Here is a 16,466-nt window from a genome sequence, read left to right as displayed (position 1 = left end):
TAGTTAAAAATGCACCTCTCCTAATTCGCGATTTATTTTGAAAATCCTTCTAAAAAATCCTCAATTTCGACATAAAAATACTTCCCGGGACTGATGTCTTTTTCTGCATAACCTTTAATACCATATTTGCAAGCGCCGCTTTTATGCCCCAAAATTTGCGGAAACGTCAAAAAGACCCCCGGCGGTTTTTGGTCAAGACCCCATTTAGTGGACAGTGAAAAAACACCTAAGCTTGAAACTGGCGTCGGTACTCTACCGGCGTCAGTTTGTTTAATTTACGCTGTGGTCGTCTTCGGTTGTAAAAACTTATGTATTTCTCAATTCGTCTTTGTGCCTCTGCCAGATTTCGTATATCATAGGGATAGAGTCCTTCCGTTTTGAGATGCGAGAAGAAACTCTCCATGGAGGCGTTGTCTAGGCAATTGCCCCGGCGAGACATGCTGATTTGGGCGCCAACCTTTGGCAGCATGTCGTGGTAAGCATGAGACGTGTACTGGAACCCTTGGTCGCTGTGAACGATCAATCCGGTCACGTCTTTTTGCTTTGCAAATGCCTTGGCGAAGGTCTGGAGGACCAGCTCATTGTTGTTGCGTTCGCTAAGTTGGTAGGCCACAATCTCGTTATTGAATAGGTCTTTCACTGCCGAGAGATACAACCAGCGCTCGCCTATCCGGTATTGAGTCACATCCGTCACCCATTTCTGGCTTGGTTTTTCGGCTGTGAAATTTCGCTTAAGCAAATTATCAGCTACACGCTCGGCAGCCTGGTATGTCATATTAAATCGACGTTTCCGGCGAATGCTGGCTTGAAGACCGAGCTTTTGCATAAGGCGAAGCACCTTCTTGTGGTTCATCCACACACCTTCATCCTGCCACAAGAACAACTGGATCTGCCGGTAGCCATACCTTCCTTCGTAGCGTTTATACACCGTGTGGATGAGTCGTTTAGCCTCGGCGTCTCGATCGTTGTTCTTCCGCTTCAAATATGCGTAGTAACCACTTCTAGAGACGCCAAGGAGTTGGCAATATTCAGCTATTTGCCCGAAGTTCGCTGCTTGTTCGATGAGCTTGAAACGCTGTTCTTTCCCTCCCGCATCCAGATTTCTAAACACTTTTTTAGCATCGCATTCTCCCGTTTCAACTGCTGAACATATCGCTCCTGATCTAAATATTCCTTCCGCCTTCCTCGTTGATCCAGTAGACCAAATTCACCCTGCTCACGGTATTTACGCATCCATCGCTTCATTCGATCCTTATCTTGTATTCCTAAGTGTTCGTTGATTTGCCGATATGTCCATTTTTCCTCTACGTGCAGGCGGATGGCCTCCATTTTGATTTCCTCAGAATATGTCTTAAACTTTTGACCTTTAATCGCCATAAAAAAATACACCCCCTAGAAATTCATCGGTTAAACCAAGGGGTTTTTCCAATGTCTATTCTAAGGGGTGCACTTCATTTGCCGCAGAGGGTCTTTTTCCTTATTTTTTTGAATCGCAAAACGATTATTTCGAAGCTGCGGCCGCAGCCTGCCGGTCGAACCATTTCACGAAATTGTTGATGACGGATTCGATGAAAATAACGGTCGCTTCGTCTTTGAGGTTTCCGTTATCGTCCATTTTCTCGTGCACGACGCCCACATACACTTCGTTGCCCGGGAGCAAAGGCGAGTTGACGCCCGGCGAAAACAAAATATCGCGCAAATGCTGCTGCGCCCGAACCGTGCCGAGCAGCCCCATCGAAGCGCCCATGATGAAGGATGGTTTGCCGTTCAGAGCGCGGTCGCCGCGGGAAAGCCAGTCGATGACGTTTTTCAGCACGCCCGGGATGGAGTAGTTGTATTCCGGGGTTACCCACAGAACCGCGTCGGCAGCGGCCACTTTTTGTCTCAGTTCTTGAACGGGAGCAGGCGGATCGTTTTCGATATCCTGGTCATAAAAAGGAATGTCGCGGAGGTTCAAAATTTCAACGTCCATTTGTTCCTTGAATGTGTTTTTTACATACTCTGCAAGCTTACGGTTGTACGAGTCCTTGCGGATGCTGCCTACGAGCGCGATCACTTTCATGCTTCATTCCTCCAATTGGTGTGTCGTTAGTATGCTTCACAAGCCCGGGCCGCTATACCCGCCGCACGTTGTTGCGCACAATTCCGAGCAGCCGCCTGAGCTCCGAGGTTTCCTCTTCCGTCAACCCTTTGCTTAATATCTCCCGCGCCGCGATATGGATGGATTCGAGCGTTTGGCCAAGCTCCCTGCCTTGGTCCGTCAGGTAGACTTCAACCGATCTCCGGTCCTGGGAACCGCCGCTCCTGCGAATAAATCCTTTGTTTTCAAGACTGGCAATCATCCGGGCGATCCCGGATTTGTCCTTCCCAAGCTGTTCGGCGATTTGGTTCTGGGACAGCCCTTCCTCCTCCCGAAGAAGCGCAAGGACCAGATACTGTTCCGGCGCCAGCCGGTAAGGAGCCAGCTGTTTTTTTAAATATTGGGAGATTTCCAAATCCACGGTATGAATCAAAACCCCGATGTTGTCGAACACGTGGGAACCCACCGAATCACCTCATTAGTTGATATAGCAACAGTTGACTAATCAATTATCCTATGATTGGCCGGTCTTGTCAAATTCATCACGCAAAAACCCCCCTGCTACATTGTTCGCTCGCAAGGGGATTTTCATTCCGAAAGGGTAGTCTAAGGTTAGCCGTCTGCAGATGGTCCGGTTAACCGGACGTATGGTGAGCGATCGCCTGAATCATGGCGTCCCAATCGTCGGGGTGAAGCTCGTGCCCGGCACCGGTAAGCGTCAGCAGCTTCGCATTCGGGATCGTTTCGGATAAATGCACGCCGTGGGCATACGGAATGATCGGATCTTCCGTGCCATGGATGACGAGCGCAGGCGCATCGATTTCCTGCGTTCTTTGCAGGTACGTTTCCCCGCCGGTCACAAAAGCATGGTTCGACATGCTTGCCGGGTTGACGGCGCGTTTCACCTCCAATTCCGATAAAAACGCTATTTTTTGTTCGTCGAGCACCCGGCCGGGACCGCTGAGCACCCTCCATCTTGCCAGGGAAAAAGCGGCGGCCGCTTGCGCGTCGGACCAATCGACGTTTCCTTGCTCGGCGAAAAACCGCTCCACCTTCTCTTCCATCGGAGGCAGCCCCGGCGCGAAATTGGATGTCGCCAGCAGCGTCACGCTAAGCACCCGCTCCCGATGCCGCAGCGCAATGATTTGCGTCAGCAGGCCGCCCATCGACATGCCGACGATGTGGGCTTTTTCGATGCCGTACGCATCCAGGACTCCCATCGCATCGTCTGCCAGATCCTCGAACGTATACCCGGGATTTCCCGGCTCATAGGTCACCGAGCGGCCCGTGTCCCGGTTGTCGTAGCGGATGACGAACCTCCCTTGATCCGCGATGTTTCGGCAAAACGCATCCTCCCACCAAATCATCGATACGGTAGCTCCCATAATCAACAGCACGGCAGGGTCTTTCGGGTTTCCGAAGCTTTCCGTGCAAATGTCGACGCCGCGCGTCTGTATCAATCGTTCCGTCATTTCATATTCCTCCGTTTCCGTATTTGAACGAAATAAAAAAACACAGGCTTTCGCCTGTGTCGGTTTGCAGTCATCGGAAAACGGAATGAAACACGGGATCCGGGCACTTCCAAAGGCATAAACAACATTGCCTGTTCATGCGCAAGAAGCACGCTCGGTATAGAGGACGTTAAACGCTCGGTTCCTCATTCCTTATACCCATAATAAACAGGATATTCGTTATAACCCATCCTTGCCCGTCGAAATAGAGCCGGTCGTCCAAGACCCGGCCTTTCGCATGTTGATCCTTTTCCGATGACTGCGCCAAAAAGCACAGACTTCAAGCAGATACTTATTCGCTTAAAGTGAAACCGGAAAAAAAATCAACACACGTATCCCTCCGTCCGTTTGAATTGCCTTTATCCTAACATAATCGTGGATAAAATACAATCATTTCCTGAAAATCCGTTTCCCTAGCTGCCGGTGCCGCTGATCAACACTTCAATATCGAGCTTGTTCAGCGCATCGATCCATTCCCGGGAGCAGCCGGGGTCCGTAACGATCATCGAAAATTGCTCGATCGGGGCAATTTGCGCAAAGGTCGTCACCCCGAATTTGGAGTGATCCGCCACCAAAATGGCCTCTTCGGTCCGCTGCATCATTTTGCGCGACAACAACGCTTCTTCCAAGTTGTATTCGGTGATGCCGTCCGCCAGCGAAATGCCGCCGGCCGATATGAAGGCTTTATTCACTTTAAATTGATCCAGCAGCTGGTGGGCAATGGCCCCCGTCGACGCTTGGCAGCCCATATTCACCTCGCCGCCGGCAAAAATGACTTTCCCTTGGAACCCGTCCAGCGCACAGGTCAATATCGTGACCGAGCTCGTAATGACGGTGACGTCGGCCCGGTCCTTCAGCTCCCGCATGATTTCGATCGTCGTCGTTCCGTTGTCGAGCAGGACGGTCTCCCCTTCTCCCACCAAAGAAGCCGCAAGCTTTCCGATCGCGCGTTTTTCGCTGCTGTGCATCTGGGATCTTTTAAGATACGTCGGTTCGATCCGTTCCGAACGGGTTTGAACCGCTCCCCCGTACACTTTCCGCAGCCGTCCTTCCTTTTCCAGCCGGTCCAGGTCGCGCCGGATCGTTTCGGTGGATACGTTGAATATGCCGGCAAGCGCATGCACCTGAACTTTGCCTTTTGCGCCAAGCTCGGCAAGAATGGTTTCGCGCCGCTCCTCATAGGTTAGGGACATATCTGTTCCTCCTTACCTAAGCAATACCAATTGCTTTTATGTGTTTTGTTGTTGTTTTCCTCAGTTTATTCGGTCCGCATGACCATTGTCAAACGACAAAGGATCCTTGGTCCGGAAGGGCGGGGAAAAGTTCCACGGTTCTTCCGGGCCACGCCTCTCCCTATTTTTATGAAAAATGCCGTACAATGAAAAAAAGAATTGACAACATTTTACGCCGGGCATACAATCAACACGAAAACAACATATTTACGCATAAAACAACAACAATACAATATGTATTTTTTACAAGGAGGAAACAAATCGATGAGCCGCCAATTATCCTTCCGGCCGGACGGAACCTTTACGATCGTTCAATTCACGGATCTTCATTGGAAAAACGGGGAACCCGAGGATCACCGCACCCGTGCCCTCATGGAGCTGACGTTGGACGCTGAAAAGCCGGATCTCGTCGTCTTTACCGGCGATGTCATCTATACCGGCCCCGTTTCTCCCGGATATACCGAATGCGAAAACCCGGAGCAGGCTTTCCGGGAAGCCGTCAGCGCCGTGGAAGAGCGGGGCATCCCGTGGGCCGTCGTTTTCGGCAATCATGACACCGAACAACGCATTACCCGGGAAGAGCTGATTCGGCTTGCCATGCAGCATAAGCATTCCGTCGCGGAGGCCGGTCCGAAAGAGATTGCCGGCGAAGGCAACTATACCGTCGAACTGCTGGATGCGCACGGAAAACCGGCGGCTAACCTTTATTTCCTCGATTCCGGCGATGTCTCCCCCCTGCCGCACGTTCCTTACTACAACTGGGTGAGACGGGACCAGATCAACTGGCTGGTACAGGAATCCCGGCGGCTGAATCCTGAGGCAAAGGCAGGCAAAGTGCCCGCGCTCGCCTTCTTCCACATCCCGGTTCCGGAATACCGGGAAGTGTGGGACACGCAGACGTGTTACGGGCATAAATACGAGCCGGTCTGCTGCGCTCCCGTCAATTCGGGATTGTTTACGGCTTTTCTTGAAATGGGCGACGTCATCGGAACGTTTTGCGGCCATGACCACGTCAACGATTATTACGGCACGCTGCATGGCATTCGCCTTTGTTACGGACGGGCGAGCGGATACAACACCTACGGCAGGGAAGGTTTCCCGCGCGGCGCGCGCGTGATCCGCCTGACGGCCGGAGAATCGGATTTTGCCACGTGGCTCCGCCTTGACGACGGATCGGTCATCGCCGAGCAGCCGGTCCACCATCCGGATCAGGAACAAATTAAAGCATAAGGGGTCTTATCATCCATGGTATTTTCGATTTTGCTCGTTCTCGCTTCCGGCATGGCCCATGCCGTGTGGAGCATGTTTACGAAACGGAGCCTGAATAAAGGCGTTTTCCTTTGGTCGATCATGATGATCCCCTCCGTCATTTTGCTCCCGGTTTTGGTCGCCGAGCTGTGGCGGAATCCGCTGACTTGGGGCGGTTACGGCCTGCTGCTGCTATCCGTTGCACTGCAAGCCCTGTATTCCTGGCTGTTATCCAAAACCTACGAGCTTGGCGATTTGTCGCAAATCTACCCGATTATGCGGGGCACAAGCACGCTGCTGATTCCGATCATCGGCGTCCTTTTTCTCCATGAATCGCTTTCGGTGTACGGTTGGATCGGTATCGTCTGCATGCTCGGCGGCTTTTTCCTGCTCAGCGGACTCGGCGGCAAACGCGCCGAAGCCCGGCCGCACGGCTTAAAACCTTTTGCCCTCGCGCTGTGCGTCGGCTTGTGTACGACCAGCTACGTGTTCGTGGATAAATTGAACCTGGAGAACCTGTCCCCGCTGGCTTTGTCCGAAGCGACCAATATCGGCTTCGTCCTGGGGCTCACGCCGCTCGTCCTGGCCTCCCGCCAGCTCCGGCAGGAATGGCGCAAGAACCGTTCCACGATTTTGCTCGGCGCTATTCTGAACCCCGGCTCGTACCTGCTTTTCCTATTTGCGATGCAGCAGGCGCCGATGGCGCATATCAGTCCGCTGCGGGAGATCGGCACCGTCTTCGCGACCTTCCTCGGCATCCTGATTTTGAAGGAGCAGCATGGACTAAAACGGATTGCCACGTCGATCGTCGTTTTTTGCGGCATTTTGCTGGTGGGCATGCTTGGGTGAACAAGAACAACCGCTTCCCGTCACGGGAGGCGGTTTATGCGTTTCATGGCCGAACATCGTTTCGCTATGGGCACATGGTACTATGGAACCGTCTTAAGGATACATAGTATGATAAGCTTATTGCTTGTCGCCTGATGTCAGCTAACACGGAATTGGATATACCGGATATTCAGGTTTCATGGGCGAAGCTTAGACGTCAGAGATTGGGGGGGGAGATGATGCATTTGAATGATCGGAATCGCATGCAATTGGAAGGGTTGATCCGGGAACACCGATTCGAGCATGCCTTATCTTATTTGTTGGAGCATACGCGCCAGGGCATCCGATGCACCAAGGCCGGCGAGGCGAACGATGGCCGGCTTGGCGGCTCCCGCATCGGCGGAGATCCCGACCTGCCTGCACGGATCGATTGGCCGGCCACATCGGAAGGCGTGCCGATGACCTTTTTGGTGCAGCTGAATTTGCAGGAATTGGCGGCCGCGAATGAGTCTTTGCTGCTTCCGGACCGCGGCATGCTTTATTTTTTCGTCGGCGTGGACGAGCCGGCTTACAATATCGAGCACCGCGTCATCCATGTGCCGGAGGAGGAGCTTGCTTCCGCTTCGCGCCGCCCTGCGCCCGGGACGACCGCGCTCGAAGGCGCTTTTCGCGCATACCGGCTTGAACCGAGAGCCACGCTGGAACCTCCCAATTTTGCTTATGCCGATACGGAGCAGGTCGAAAACGATACGACGGATTACGAGGATTACGAGGAGTTCGTCTGGTCCGTCACGAACAGCCAAAACGGGGATGTCGCCCTGTTGTTCGGTTACCCTGACGGGCAGCATGGCGACGCCGAATACGAAGCGGCTTTAAGGATCCTGACGGGCGAGCATTACGATTACAACACCGATCATGCCTTGAGGCGGATCGCTGCCCATTTGGGCGGAAACGAAGAAAAGGCGAAGCAGGAAATCCGGGATACATTGCTGCTTCTCGAAATCGATTCGGACGACGACGTCGGCTTTTGCTGGTGGGATGCCGGCGCCCTGCAATTTTTCATCCGCAAGGAGGATTTGCAGGCAGGCCGTTTCGACCGTACCTATTGTTCGTTGTATTCAAGCTGACGTTTAACGCAGGAATGGAGGAGAGAACACTGGACACGAAAGAAATGCTTCAACAAGAGCAAGACTTCGGGTTTGCGCGGGTGTATTCGGTTGAACTCATGTATAAGGAGCAGCCGAAGCTCGATCGGGACCTGCTTTATGCCAACATGGAACGGCATACCGGGAAATTGGACCGCCCGGAATCGGAAAAACAGGCGGGGCTGGCCGTATGGGAGGCCAATGAAACAGCCGAGAAGAAGCACCTTCACTTTTTCCATTTGAACTACATGGTTGCCTATGCGGAAGGAGAAATGCCCGCCCAAACGAGCCTGATGGAGATCGAAAGCCGTCCGGCTGCCGATTACGCCGCAGCGATCCAGCAGGCCTGGCATTGGCAGGAAGCGGAACCAACGGTGCAGGAATGCAAGCACTCGCTGCTGCTCGTCGAAATGATGGCGTCCGGCTTGGAGCCGAAATCCCGGCTTGAGCTGTTTACCGGAGCGCTGCGGGCCGTGCTCGAAACCGCTCCATGCGACGCGGTCTATTTCCGGGCAAGCGATAAGCTGGTCGAACCCCGCGCGTATCTGGCTTCCATTGAAGAAGGGGAAAGCTTGTACGGTGCGATGAACGTCCGTTTTTACAACGTGGAAGGTTCGGGAAGCGGGCGGCATGAAGCTTTGATGGATACCGTCGGGCTGGCGGCGCTCGGCATACCGGACGTGCAGTGCCATTTTTACGACCTGAATCCCGATGAAGTCGCCGGGATTTTGATGAACATCGGCTATTACCTGTTTAACCAGGGAGATATCATCAGCGACGGGGAAACGATCGGGTTCACCGAGGACATGCGCTGGCGTTGCGAGCACCAATACGCGCTGGCCGCCCCGCACCGCGTCGTCATTGACCTGAATCCGGGCGAGCCGCATTATGCGGGAAGGCAAGGCGCGGCACCAACCGAATAAGGAAACGCGCAGCAAGCGAAACAATCGAGTAGAAGGGGGCGGCAAACCCCCGTCCTCTCACACCACCGTACATGCGGGTCCGCATACGGCGGTTCCAAAAGGTTAACGAAGTTCCAAGTAACGAGAAAGCAAACTTTTCAGCCCTTTCGCTTCCCAATAGGTTGTCGGAAGGGCGTTATTTATGTTTCGGGACATTTCCCAAGCTCCTTTGCGGGAGTTGGCCATCATAAAAGCGGCCCATTCTGGCACGCCCAGGGCGCGGAGTTCTCGAATACGTGTACGCACTCGCTTCCATTGTTTCCATAAGCACATGCGCAGTCTTCTTCGAATCCATTTGTCGAATCTCTCGCAGTGGCCCTTGGCAGAAGCTATCCGGAAGTATCCAATCCATCCCATGAGGTAGCGGTTCAATTTTAAAATTCGCTCTTCCATCGATATGGACCGGGAACGATTCGTTAGCTCCCGGACTTTCTCCTTCAATCGGGAGATCGTCTTAGGGGACAGACGAATCGTCGCCTGTCTATTCCTCAGAAAGCTAAAACCAAGAAATCTCCGATTCCACGGCCTGTCTACGGCACTTTTGTCCCGATTCACCTTCAGTTTCAACTTTCCTTCTACATAGTGAGTTATCGATCTCATGACACGTTCACCTGCCCGTTTGCTTGCGACAAAGATATTGCAGTCGTCCGCATAGCGGACGAAGCGCAAGCCTCGCTTGGTGAGTTCTTTATCCAGATCATCCAGCAGAATGTTTGCCAGCAGCGGACTCAGCGGACCGCCTTGGGGGGTTCCTTCCTCTGTCTTTTGGCAAACTCCGTTTTCCATCGCTCCGGCACTCAGGTAGGCTCGGATCAGCTTCAGTACTCGCTTGTCCTTCACCTTCCGCGCCACCCTTGCCATGAGCATGTCGTGATTCACTTGGTCAAAGAACTTCTCCAGGTCCAGATCTACGACCCATCTTCGGCCGCTTTGGATGTACCGCTGCGCTTGCTTCACCGCGTCATGCGCCCGCTTTCCGGGTCTGAAGCCGTAGCTGTACCACGAGAAGTCTGCGTCGAATATCGGATTCATCACTTGCAGAAGCGCTTGCTGGAGGAAACGGTCCATCACGGTCGGGATGCCCAGCAGCCGTACGCCGCCTCCGGGTTTGGGGATTTCCACCCGTTTGACTGGCGCCGGCCGGTAGGTTCCCGCCAGAAGTTCGGCTTTCACCGTTTCCCAGTGGGTTTTCAGGTAAGCTTGTAGCTCGGCTACCGTTACGCCGTCCACACCAGGAGCTCCCCCGTTTTGAACCACTCGTTTGTAGGCGAGCCGAAGGTTATTTCCTTCGAGCATCTTCTCCAGCAAGTCGTTTTGATCTTCGCGAGGGGAAGGGGCGACTTGTGCCGGTGAAGAGCTCGGCGCTCCAACATACCCTTGCGGCTTCACCGCTCCTCTTTGTCGGCAGCTCCCTTGCGGGATATTCGGCTTTCTTTGCTCCTCACTCGAACGCATCGGTTTCCTCTCTCCTTTCGGTTCGGTCCTTCCGCTTTCCGGCGTCCCGTACTCACGTACTATGACCTCTGCTGACTCCTGCGGGTTCAGCGCAACCTCTCGGTTACGGTTACGAAGTGACTTCGCATTTTTTTTCCTCCCGCAGGCCTCCCCAGATAAGAACGTCATCTTTCCGCCCGCGACCACTGGAGTTTACAGAAATAGCTCTTGGCGGCTTGGGATTTCGCTGTGTTCGGGCAGCTCATCCGGCTATCCCTGCCTCAAATCCAGTTCGTGTACCTTGGCCCGTGCTTTTGCCTCCGGCTTCCTTCGGATTCTGCCTCGCGGCAGACACCCTTGCCCTTAGCTAACGGTAGGCGCTCGCCAGCCCCCGTTCGGGACTTTCACCCTAGAGATGACGCCCATGCTGGGCGTACCGAAAAAAAGGCCCGGATCCGCAGTAACGGATCTCGGGCCTTGCGGCGCAAGGACTTGATTCACTTATCAATAAACGAATGCAGCCGGATACTTGGAAAAAAAATCAAGCATGTTTTGCACGACCTTCAGCTGGGCTTCGGGCGCTTCGATTTCCAGCATCGAAAAAGCGGTATGGTCCTGCCCTGTAAACCGGTAGGCCGCCCCGAACGTCTGATAGGCTTCGGCGTCTTTTTGCATGCGATATTGAACGACATGTTCGTTCAGCATCGAACGGTTTTCGAATGCCGGCAGATCCGGGACCATCCCTTGTTCTTCCGCCCATGCCTTCATACCCGGAAAATAACTTCCGATCCTTTGAATCGCGCATCCGCCGCAGGATCCCGTGTCCAGGTACGTCATGCGGATTTGGGGGTTGGACGGGTCTTGGAGCTCGATTTTGACCGAGCCGTCCATGCCGGTATCCGCCGTCACGACCTTCCAGTGGCGCGGAGCCAGAAGCAAATAACCATGGTTGCTGCCTTCATTCAGGAAAAACGCTCCCCAATGCGCCAATTCAGGAACCGGAATGGCGGTTCCCCGCAATATCGGCAAATCCTTATGCGGAACATTCGGCGGCGTAATTTCGCCGTAAAACGCTCCCGAGATGCAATACAGCGGAATCTGACCGATGCCTTCTCCCGGTTGATCCAGCTTCAGCACGCCGCACTGCACGCTTGCCTGCTCGCTTGTGCTTGCAGGACCGCCTTGCCCTGGGCTTGAATCGCCTTCTTGGCCCGAAGCGGGCTGGTCTTCCGGATGCTGACCGGTTTGTTCTTGATCATGCTGCTTGTCTGCCGACATCGAGCCGGGGGTTGATAACGAGGTGGTAAAAAGCAGGATTAGCATAACGGCAGCCGCCAAGATGTAAAGCCTTCCCCTCATATTCCCCGATGAAGTTTTGCCGATACGTTTCATGTGGATCCCCGGACCTTCTTTAGTGATTTGGAGTTTCACTCTTATACTCTTTAGACGTAATGAGGAACCATAAAGTTATCAATTTTTTAATTTTTCTGTAAATTGTCCGACTTGATGCTTTCACCCCTTATCATGATCATCCGGTTGCCGCGAAAAAGCGCACAAATACTAATATGAGGGAGAAAAAACAAAAAGACCTTTTCATTTGGCCTGCATGTATCAGATGCCGAAGCACCTCCAGGTCAACTTGAAAAGGTCTTTCTTAAAGCCGTTCACTCGAATGAACATATTCGCTTGGTCAAGCGCCCAAAATAACGTCCCAAACCGGTTTCGTATGCCCGCCCGGATACAAGACGTACAGCAGGACATAAACCACGACCCCCGTAATGGCGGTAATGAACCAGATGGTTGCCGTCACTCTTCCCCATTTCCGGTGCTTCGCGAATTTCTCCTTGAAGCCAAGCACCAGCGTCGTAATCCCGAACACCGCAGCTACGGTCGCTAGGGTAATGTGGAAGATGAGGAAGATCTGATAGTATACTTGAAGCTCATCCGAGCCGCCCCAAGACGTGTTGCCTACGAATGCCGTTCTGGACACGTAAATGATGAAAAACAGGAGCGCTGCAACGGCACCAAGGATCATCACTTTTTTATGGGCTTCCCGTTTGCCGCGAATAATGAGCGCCCAGCCTATAGCCACCAAAATCGCGCTGATGACGATAAACGACGTGCTGATGGTCGGCAGCAGCGTATATAAATCCATCGAAATCCTCCTTACTTCACAAAAGCGGGCGGTTTACGCCCGATTCAATGAACCTTCGTTAAACTCGGCAGGCGGAATGTCTTCTTCCTTATTTTCGGCCCGATACCAGCGGAAAAATACTCTTCCCAACATCGAGGCGAAAATGAACTCCTGAATGAACTTCATGACGATGCCGCCTACCTGCTGGTCGACCTTCGTGCTCATGATGTTAAAAAAGGTTGGGCCGCCAAACGCTTGCAGAAGCTTGGACGGATCGCCCGACACGCAATACCCCATCGCTTCGGCCCATACGTTCGGATCGCTGAACGTGGCATACATCGGCTTGGCCGAAAATATGATCAGGCCGCAAGCCGGCGTCAGGAGCACCATGTTCAAGAAAATATAACCGATTTTGGCCAGCCCCGAAGCTTTGTCTTTTTCCGGGAGCGGATTGATCAGCGTCCACCACATCAAAATAGCCGCAATGAACAGCACCAGATAATATAGACGGTGCACGGCAAAATGCAGCATGACGTAGTCATGTACCGCCGGAAAATGATAAAACGAAAACAATCCGTTAAATACGAGCGCGGCGACGATCGGACGGGATAAAAATCCCAGCTTTTTGAACGGATTCACCTTTAAAATCGCTCTCCACAACCACGCCGGTATCCCCATCATAAGCAGCGGCGGCGCCACCAGATAGGATAATGCCATCGTCGTCATGTGGAACGTAAACATCAAATGTCCGAGCAGACTGATTGGGCCGCCTTGAGCAAGGTATAACACCAGCATACCGCAGACGAAGCTGATTTTTTTGCTTACAGGGACGGGTTCGCTCCCCGCAAACCTCTCGCTAAGCGGACCGATCACGACAAAATATGCAGCCGTTACAAGCAGCATACACGCCAGAAACAGCGGACTAAACAATTCGCTAAAGCTAAAATATTCTAACCCCAGCATGTGAAAACCTCCTCTCAAGCGGTATCAGTTCTGTCGAATTTGTGACAATGGCCTTCCATTGAAAAAAGAGGGGGCAACAAAGCCCGCCTCTTTATCTATTTTACCACCATACCCAGTACAATGCTGTGACAATCGCCGTACCGGCTACGAAAAATCCGCCGATCATGAAGATAATCGGAATCAAATGACCGCGATCCTTCAAGTGCATCCAATAACCCATTTGGACGAGAACCTGAAGTATGGCCATCACCAGGAGCAGCAGCACGGTAAACGCGGCGTTCACTCCGCCCGCCATAACGGCCGCAAAGGCAATGGCTGTCAGAATGATGGAGAAAATGAAAACGATGATATGCTTTTGAGGCCCCTCGTGGCGCTCGCTATGTTTCACGATGCCACGATTCGCCTGATGTTCTGTCGTCATATCTTAGCCCACCTTCCCGAGCAGGTAAACGACCGTAAAGATGAATACCCAAACGACGTCGATAAAGTGCCAGTAAATGGCCGACACGTAAATCTTAGGCGCCGTTACGACCGTCAAACCTTTTTTAAAGAGCTGTCCAATCAGGATGGAAATCCAGACGACCCCGAACGCAACGTGTGCGCCGTGGAAGCCGACCAGCGTATAAAACGCCGAACTGAATGCACTGGTCGTCATGCCGAATTTCTCGGCATGGACGTATTCGGCAAATTCGTAAATTTCAAGGCAAAGGAAGGCCAGACCCAAAAGGACCGTAATCGCAAGCCAGCCGCGCAGCGCGCCGACCTTGTGGCGGTGCATCGCCTGAACGGCGAACACGCTGGTCAAGCTGCTGACGAGCAGGATCAACGTCGTGATCGCCGTCATCGGCAGTTGGAAAAGTTCGCTCGCGGTAGGACCTTCATTCGTTTGATTGCGAAGCGCCAGGAACGTCGCGAACAGGGTACCGAACAATACGGCCTCTCCGCCAAGGAAGAGCCAGAAGCCGAGTACTTTATTGCGGCCTTCTAACGTCGCTTTTTCCGGTTCGTGCGGCAAAGCGCCTTCTGTATGCGTTGCACTCATGCTTTTACCCCCTCTTCCTCCAGCTCTTCTACTTCGATATGCCAGCCGTGATCGTCATACAAGGAACGAAGCAGCATGGAACCGAACGTGATGACCAGACCGATGATGACAACGATCCAGTTGTTGAAAATCATGCTCATAAAGGAATTCGAGAATTGTTCTTTGCTGAACATGAATCCGAGACCGGCAATGAAAATGCCGACGGACATGACGAAAGGCAAAATGGTTGGCGACGGCATGTGGATCGGACCCAGCGGTTCCGCAGGAGTCATTTCCTTGTTGCCGGCCATTTTTTCTTTCCAGAAAGCATCGATGCCGCGTACGAGCGGAATTTGCTTGAAGTTGTATTCCGCAGGCGGAGACGCGATGGTCCATTCGAGCGTACGTCCGTCTTCCCAAGGATCGTTGGCAACGCCTTTCGGTTTCGCCCAAGTCGCAAACGCGTTGATCAGGAAGACCAAAATGCCGATACCCATCAGGATGGCGCCGATCGTACTTACCAAGTTCAGCGTGTCGAAATTCTGGTTAGGCAGGTACGTAAATACGCGACGCTGCATCCCCATCAGACCCAGGAAGTGCTGCACGAAGAACGTCAGATGGAAACCGATGATAAAGAACCAGAAAGAAATTTTGCCGAGCGTTTCATTCAGCATGCGGCCGAACATTTTCGGCCACCAGTAATGCAAGCCTGCCAGGAGGCCCGATACGAGACCGCCCACGATAACGTAGTGGAAGTGAGCGACGACGAAATACGTGTCATGGAACTGGAAGTCGGCAGGAGCCGAAGCAAGCATCACGCCTGTTACCCCACCCATAACGAATGTCGGGATAAATCCGATCGCAAACAAGTTCGGACTCGTGAAACGGATCTGCCCGCCCCACATCGTGAACAGCCAGTTAAAGATTTTGATGCCCGTAGGCACCGCGATGAGCATCGTCGCAATCGAGAACAGCGCGTTCGCAACCGGTCCGAGACCCGTCGTAAACATGTGGTGCGCCCAAACCATGAAGCCTAGGAAGGCGATCAGGATCGTAGCGAATACCATCGAGCTGTAACCGAAAAGACGTTTGCGCGAGAATGTCGGTATAACCTCGGAAATGACGCCGAATGCCGGCAGGATGAGGATATACACTTCAGGGTGGCCAAAGATCCAGAAGATATGCTGCCAAAGAACGGGGTTACCGCCATTGGCGACTTCGAAGAAATTCGCTCCCAAAATCCGGTCGAACGACAGCAATACCAAACCTACCGTAATGGCAGGGAATGCAAACAGGATCATGGCGGACGTGATGAAAGACGTCCATGTAAACATCGGCATTCTCATGAAAGACATGCCCGGGGCGCGCATCGTGATGATGGTCGCCAGGAAGTTGATGCCCCCGATCAGCGTACCGAGACCGGCAATCTGAAGGCCGACGGTGTAAAAGTCGACGCCATGCGAGGTGCTGTAAGTATTTGTCGAAAGCGGGGTATATGATGTCCAGCCCGCGTCTGGAGCTCCACCCATAATCCAGCTCAGGTTAAGGAGCAAGCCGCCGAACAGGAATGTCCAGAAGCCCAGAGAGTTCAAAAACGGAAACGCGACGTCGCGCGCGCCGATCTGCAGCGGGATTACCGCGTTCATCAGCGCGAAGATGACAGGCATGACGCCCAGGAAGATCATCGTCGTTCCGTGCATCGTAATCAATTCGTTAAAGGTTTGCGCCGAAACGAAATCATTCATCGGCTTAATCAGCTGCAGCCGGATCAGAATCGCTTCGATGCCGCCGATCGCGAAAAACAAACCGCCGGCCAGCAAATAAAGAATGGCTATTTTCTTATGGTCGACTGTCGTCAGCCAATCCATCAAGCCCTTGTGGCGCTTGACACTATGAGCATGAGCCAAG

General features: G+C 53.0%; 17 protein-coding genes. 4 read left to right on the top strand and 13 right to left on the bottom strand.

Annotation, left to right across the window (positions count from 1 at the left end):
- Positions 1 to 226: 226 nt before the first annotated feature.
- From NYE48_RS03155 to NYE48_RS03130, 6 genes are all read right to left on the bottom strand, one after another.
- Entirely contained in the window at positions 227 to 1,111 is an 885-nt protein-coding gene (locus tag NYE48_RS03155; RefSeq protein ID WP_340996834.1) for an IS3 family transposase, read from the bottom strand.
- Positions 1,033 to 1,377: a transposase gene (locus tag NYE48_RS03150; RefSeq protein WP_340996833.1), complete on the bottom strand. Its 345-nt coding sequence runs from the start codon at positions 1,375 to 1,377 to the stop codon at positions 1,033 to 1,035. The genes NYE48_RS03155 and NYE48_RS03150 overlap by 79 nt, the downstream gene beginning before the upstream one ends.
- A 124-nt stretch (positions 1,378 to 1,501) precedes the next feature.
- Positions 1,502 to 2,062, bottom strand: a complete 561-nt coding sequence (locus tag NYE48_RS03145) for an NADPH-dependent FMN reductase (RefSeq protein ID WP_036715010.1) — start codon at positions 2,060 to 2,062, stop codon at positions 1,502 to 1,504.
- A 52-nt stretch (positions 2,063 to 2,114) separates the two neighbouring features.
- Positions 2,115 to 2,546, bottom strand: a complete 432-nt coding sequence (locus NYE48_RS03140) for a MarR family winged helix-turn-helix transcriptional regulator (protein WP_036715011.1) — start codon at positions 2,544 to 2,546, stop codon at positions 2,115 to 2,117.
- A gap of 169 nt (positions 2,547 to 2,715) precedes the next feature.
- Positions 2,716 to 3,552: an alpha/beta fold hydrolase gene (locus NYE48_RS03135; RefSeq protein ID WP_340996828.1), complete on the bottom strand. Its 837-nt coding sequence runs from the start codon at positions 3,550 to 3,552 to the stop codon at positions 2,716 to 2,718.
- Positions 3,553 to 4,004: 452 nt separating this feature from the next.
- Positions 4,005 to 4,784: a DeoR/GlpR family DNA-binding transcription regulator gene (locus NYE48_RS03130; RefSeq protein ID WP_339322422.1), complete on the bottom strand. Its 780-nt coding sequence runs from the start codon at positions 4,782 to 4,784 to the stop codon at positions 4,005 to 4,007.
- A 303-nt stretch (positions 4,785 to 5,087) separates the two neighbouring features.
- On the opposite strand from NYE48_RS03130, the gene NYE48_RS03125 reads away from it, so the two are divergent.
- From NYE48_RS03125 to NYE48_RS03110, 4 genes are all read left to right on the top strand, one after another.
- Positions 5,088 to 6,053, top strand: coding sequence for a metallophosphoesterase family protein (locus tag NYE48_RS03125; RefSeq protein WP_340996826.1), 966 nt, complete (start codon positions 5,088 to 5,090; stop codon positions 6,051 to 6,053).
- Between the two features lie 15 nt (positions 6,054 to 6,068).
- Positions 6,069 to 6,920 carry a GRP family sugar transporter gene (locus tag NYE48_RS03120; protein WP_340996824.1) on the top strand — a complete coding sequence of 284 codons (852 nt, stop codon included), beginning with the start codon at positions 6,069 to 6,071 and terminating at the stop codon, positions 6,918 to 6,920.
- Between the two features lie 218 nt (positions 6,921 to 7,138).
- Positions 7,139 to 8,026 (top strand): YwqG family protein, encoded by an 888-nt coding sequence (locus tag NYE48_RS03115; protein WP_212952675.1) that lies wholly within the window; start codon positions 7,139 to 7,141, stop codon positions 8,024 to 8,026.
- Positions 8,027 to 8,040: 14 nt separating this feature from the next.
- Positions 8,041 to 8,967: a DUF4261 domain-containing protein gene (locus tag NYE48_RS03110; RefSeq protein ID WP_340996823.1), complete on the top strand. Its 927-nt coding sequence runs from the start codon at positions 8,041 to 8,043 to the stop codon at positions 8,965 to 8,967.
- Positions 8,968 to 9,069: 102 nt separating this feature from the next.
- On the opposite strand, the gene ltrA is transcribed toward NYE48_RS03110, so the two are convergent.
- The 7 genes from ltrA to ctaD all read right to left on the bottom strand — a co-directional run bounded on the left by ltrA (position 9,070) and on the right by ctaD (position 16,426).
- Positions 9,070 to 10,461, bottom strand: coding sequence for a group II intron reverse transcriptase/maturase (ltrA, locus tag NYE48_RS03105; RefSeq protein ID WP_340996822.1), 1,392 nt, complete (start codon positions 10,459 to 10,461; stop codon positions 9,070 to 9,072).
- Between the two features lie 483 nt (positions 10,462 to 10,944).
- Entirely contained in the window at positions 10,945 to 11,763 is an 819-nt protein-coding gene (locus tag NYE48_RS03100) for a DUF4850 domain-containing protein (RefSeq protein ID WP_340996821.1), read from the bottom strand.
- Positions 11,764 to 12,130: 367 nt separating this feature from the next.
- Positions 12,131 to 12,595: a DUF420 domain-containing protein gene (locus NYE48_RS03095; RefSeq protein ID WP_036708792.1), complete on the bottom strand. Its 465-nt coding sequence runs from the start codon at positions 12,593 to 12,595 to the stop codon at positions 12,131 to 12,133.
- A gap of 33 nt (positions 12,596 to 12,628) precedes the next feature.
- Positions 12,629 to 13,537, bottom strand: coding sequence for a cytochrome c oxidase assembly factor CtaG (gene ctaG, locus NYE48_RS03090; RefSeq protein ID WP_340996818.1), 909 nt, complete (start codon positions 13,535 to 13,537; stop codon positions 12,629 to 12,631).
- 100 nt (positions 13,538 to 13,637) lie between these two features.
- A complete protein-coding gene (locus NYE48_RS03085) occupies positions 13,638 to 13,958 on the bottom strand; it encodes a cytochrome C oxidase subunit IV family protein (protein ID WP_212952253.1) in 321 nt (106 codons plus the stop codon).
- 3 nt (positions 13,959 to 13,961) lie between these two features.
- Complete coding sequence (locus NYE48_RS03080) at positions 13,962 to 14,579, bottom strand: cytochrome (ubi)quinol oxidase subunit III (protein ID WP_036708785.1); 618 nt, start codon at positions 14,577 to 14,579, stop codon at positions 13,962 to 13,964.
- On the bottom strand, positions 14,576 to 16,426 hold the full coding sequence (ctaD, locus tag NYE48_RS03075) for a cytochrome c oxidase subunit I (protein ID WP_052146912.1): 1,851 nt from the start codon (positions 16,424 to 16,426) through the stop codon (positions 14,576 to 14,578). The genes NYE48_RS03080 and ctaD overlap by 4 nt, the downstream gene beginning before the upstream one ends.
- Positions 16,427 to 16,466: the final 40 nt, after the last annotated feature.

This window comes from Paenibacillus sp. FSL M7-1455, from assembly GCF_038004655.1.
Taxonomy (GTDB): Bacteria; Bacillota; Bacilli; order Paenibacillales; family Paenibacillaceae; genus Paenibacillus_AQ; species Paenibacillus_AQ cookii.
Note: the sequence above shows the minus strand (reverse complement) of the source record. Positions and strands in the feature narration are given on the sequence as shown.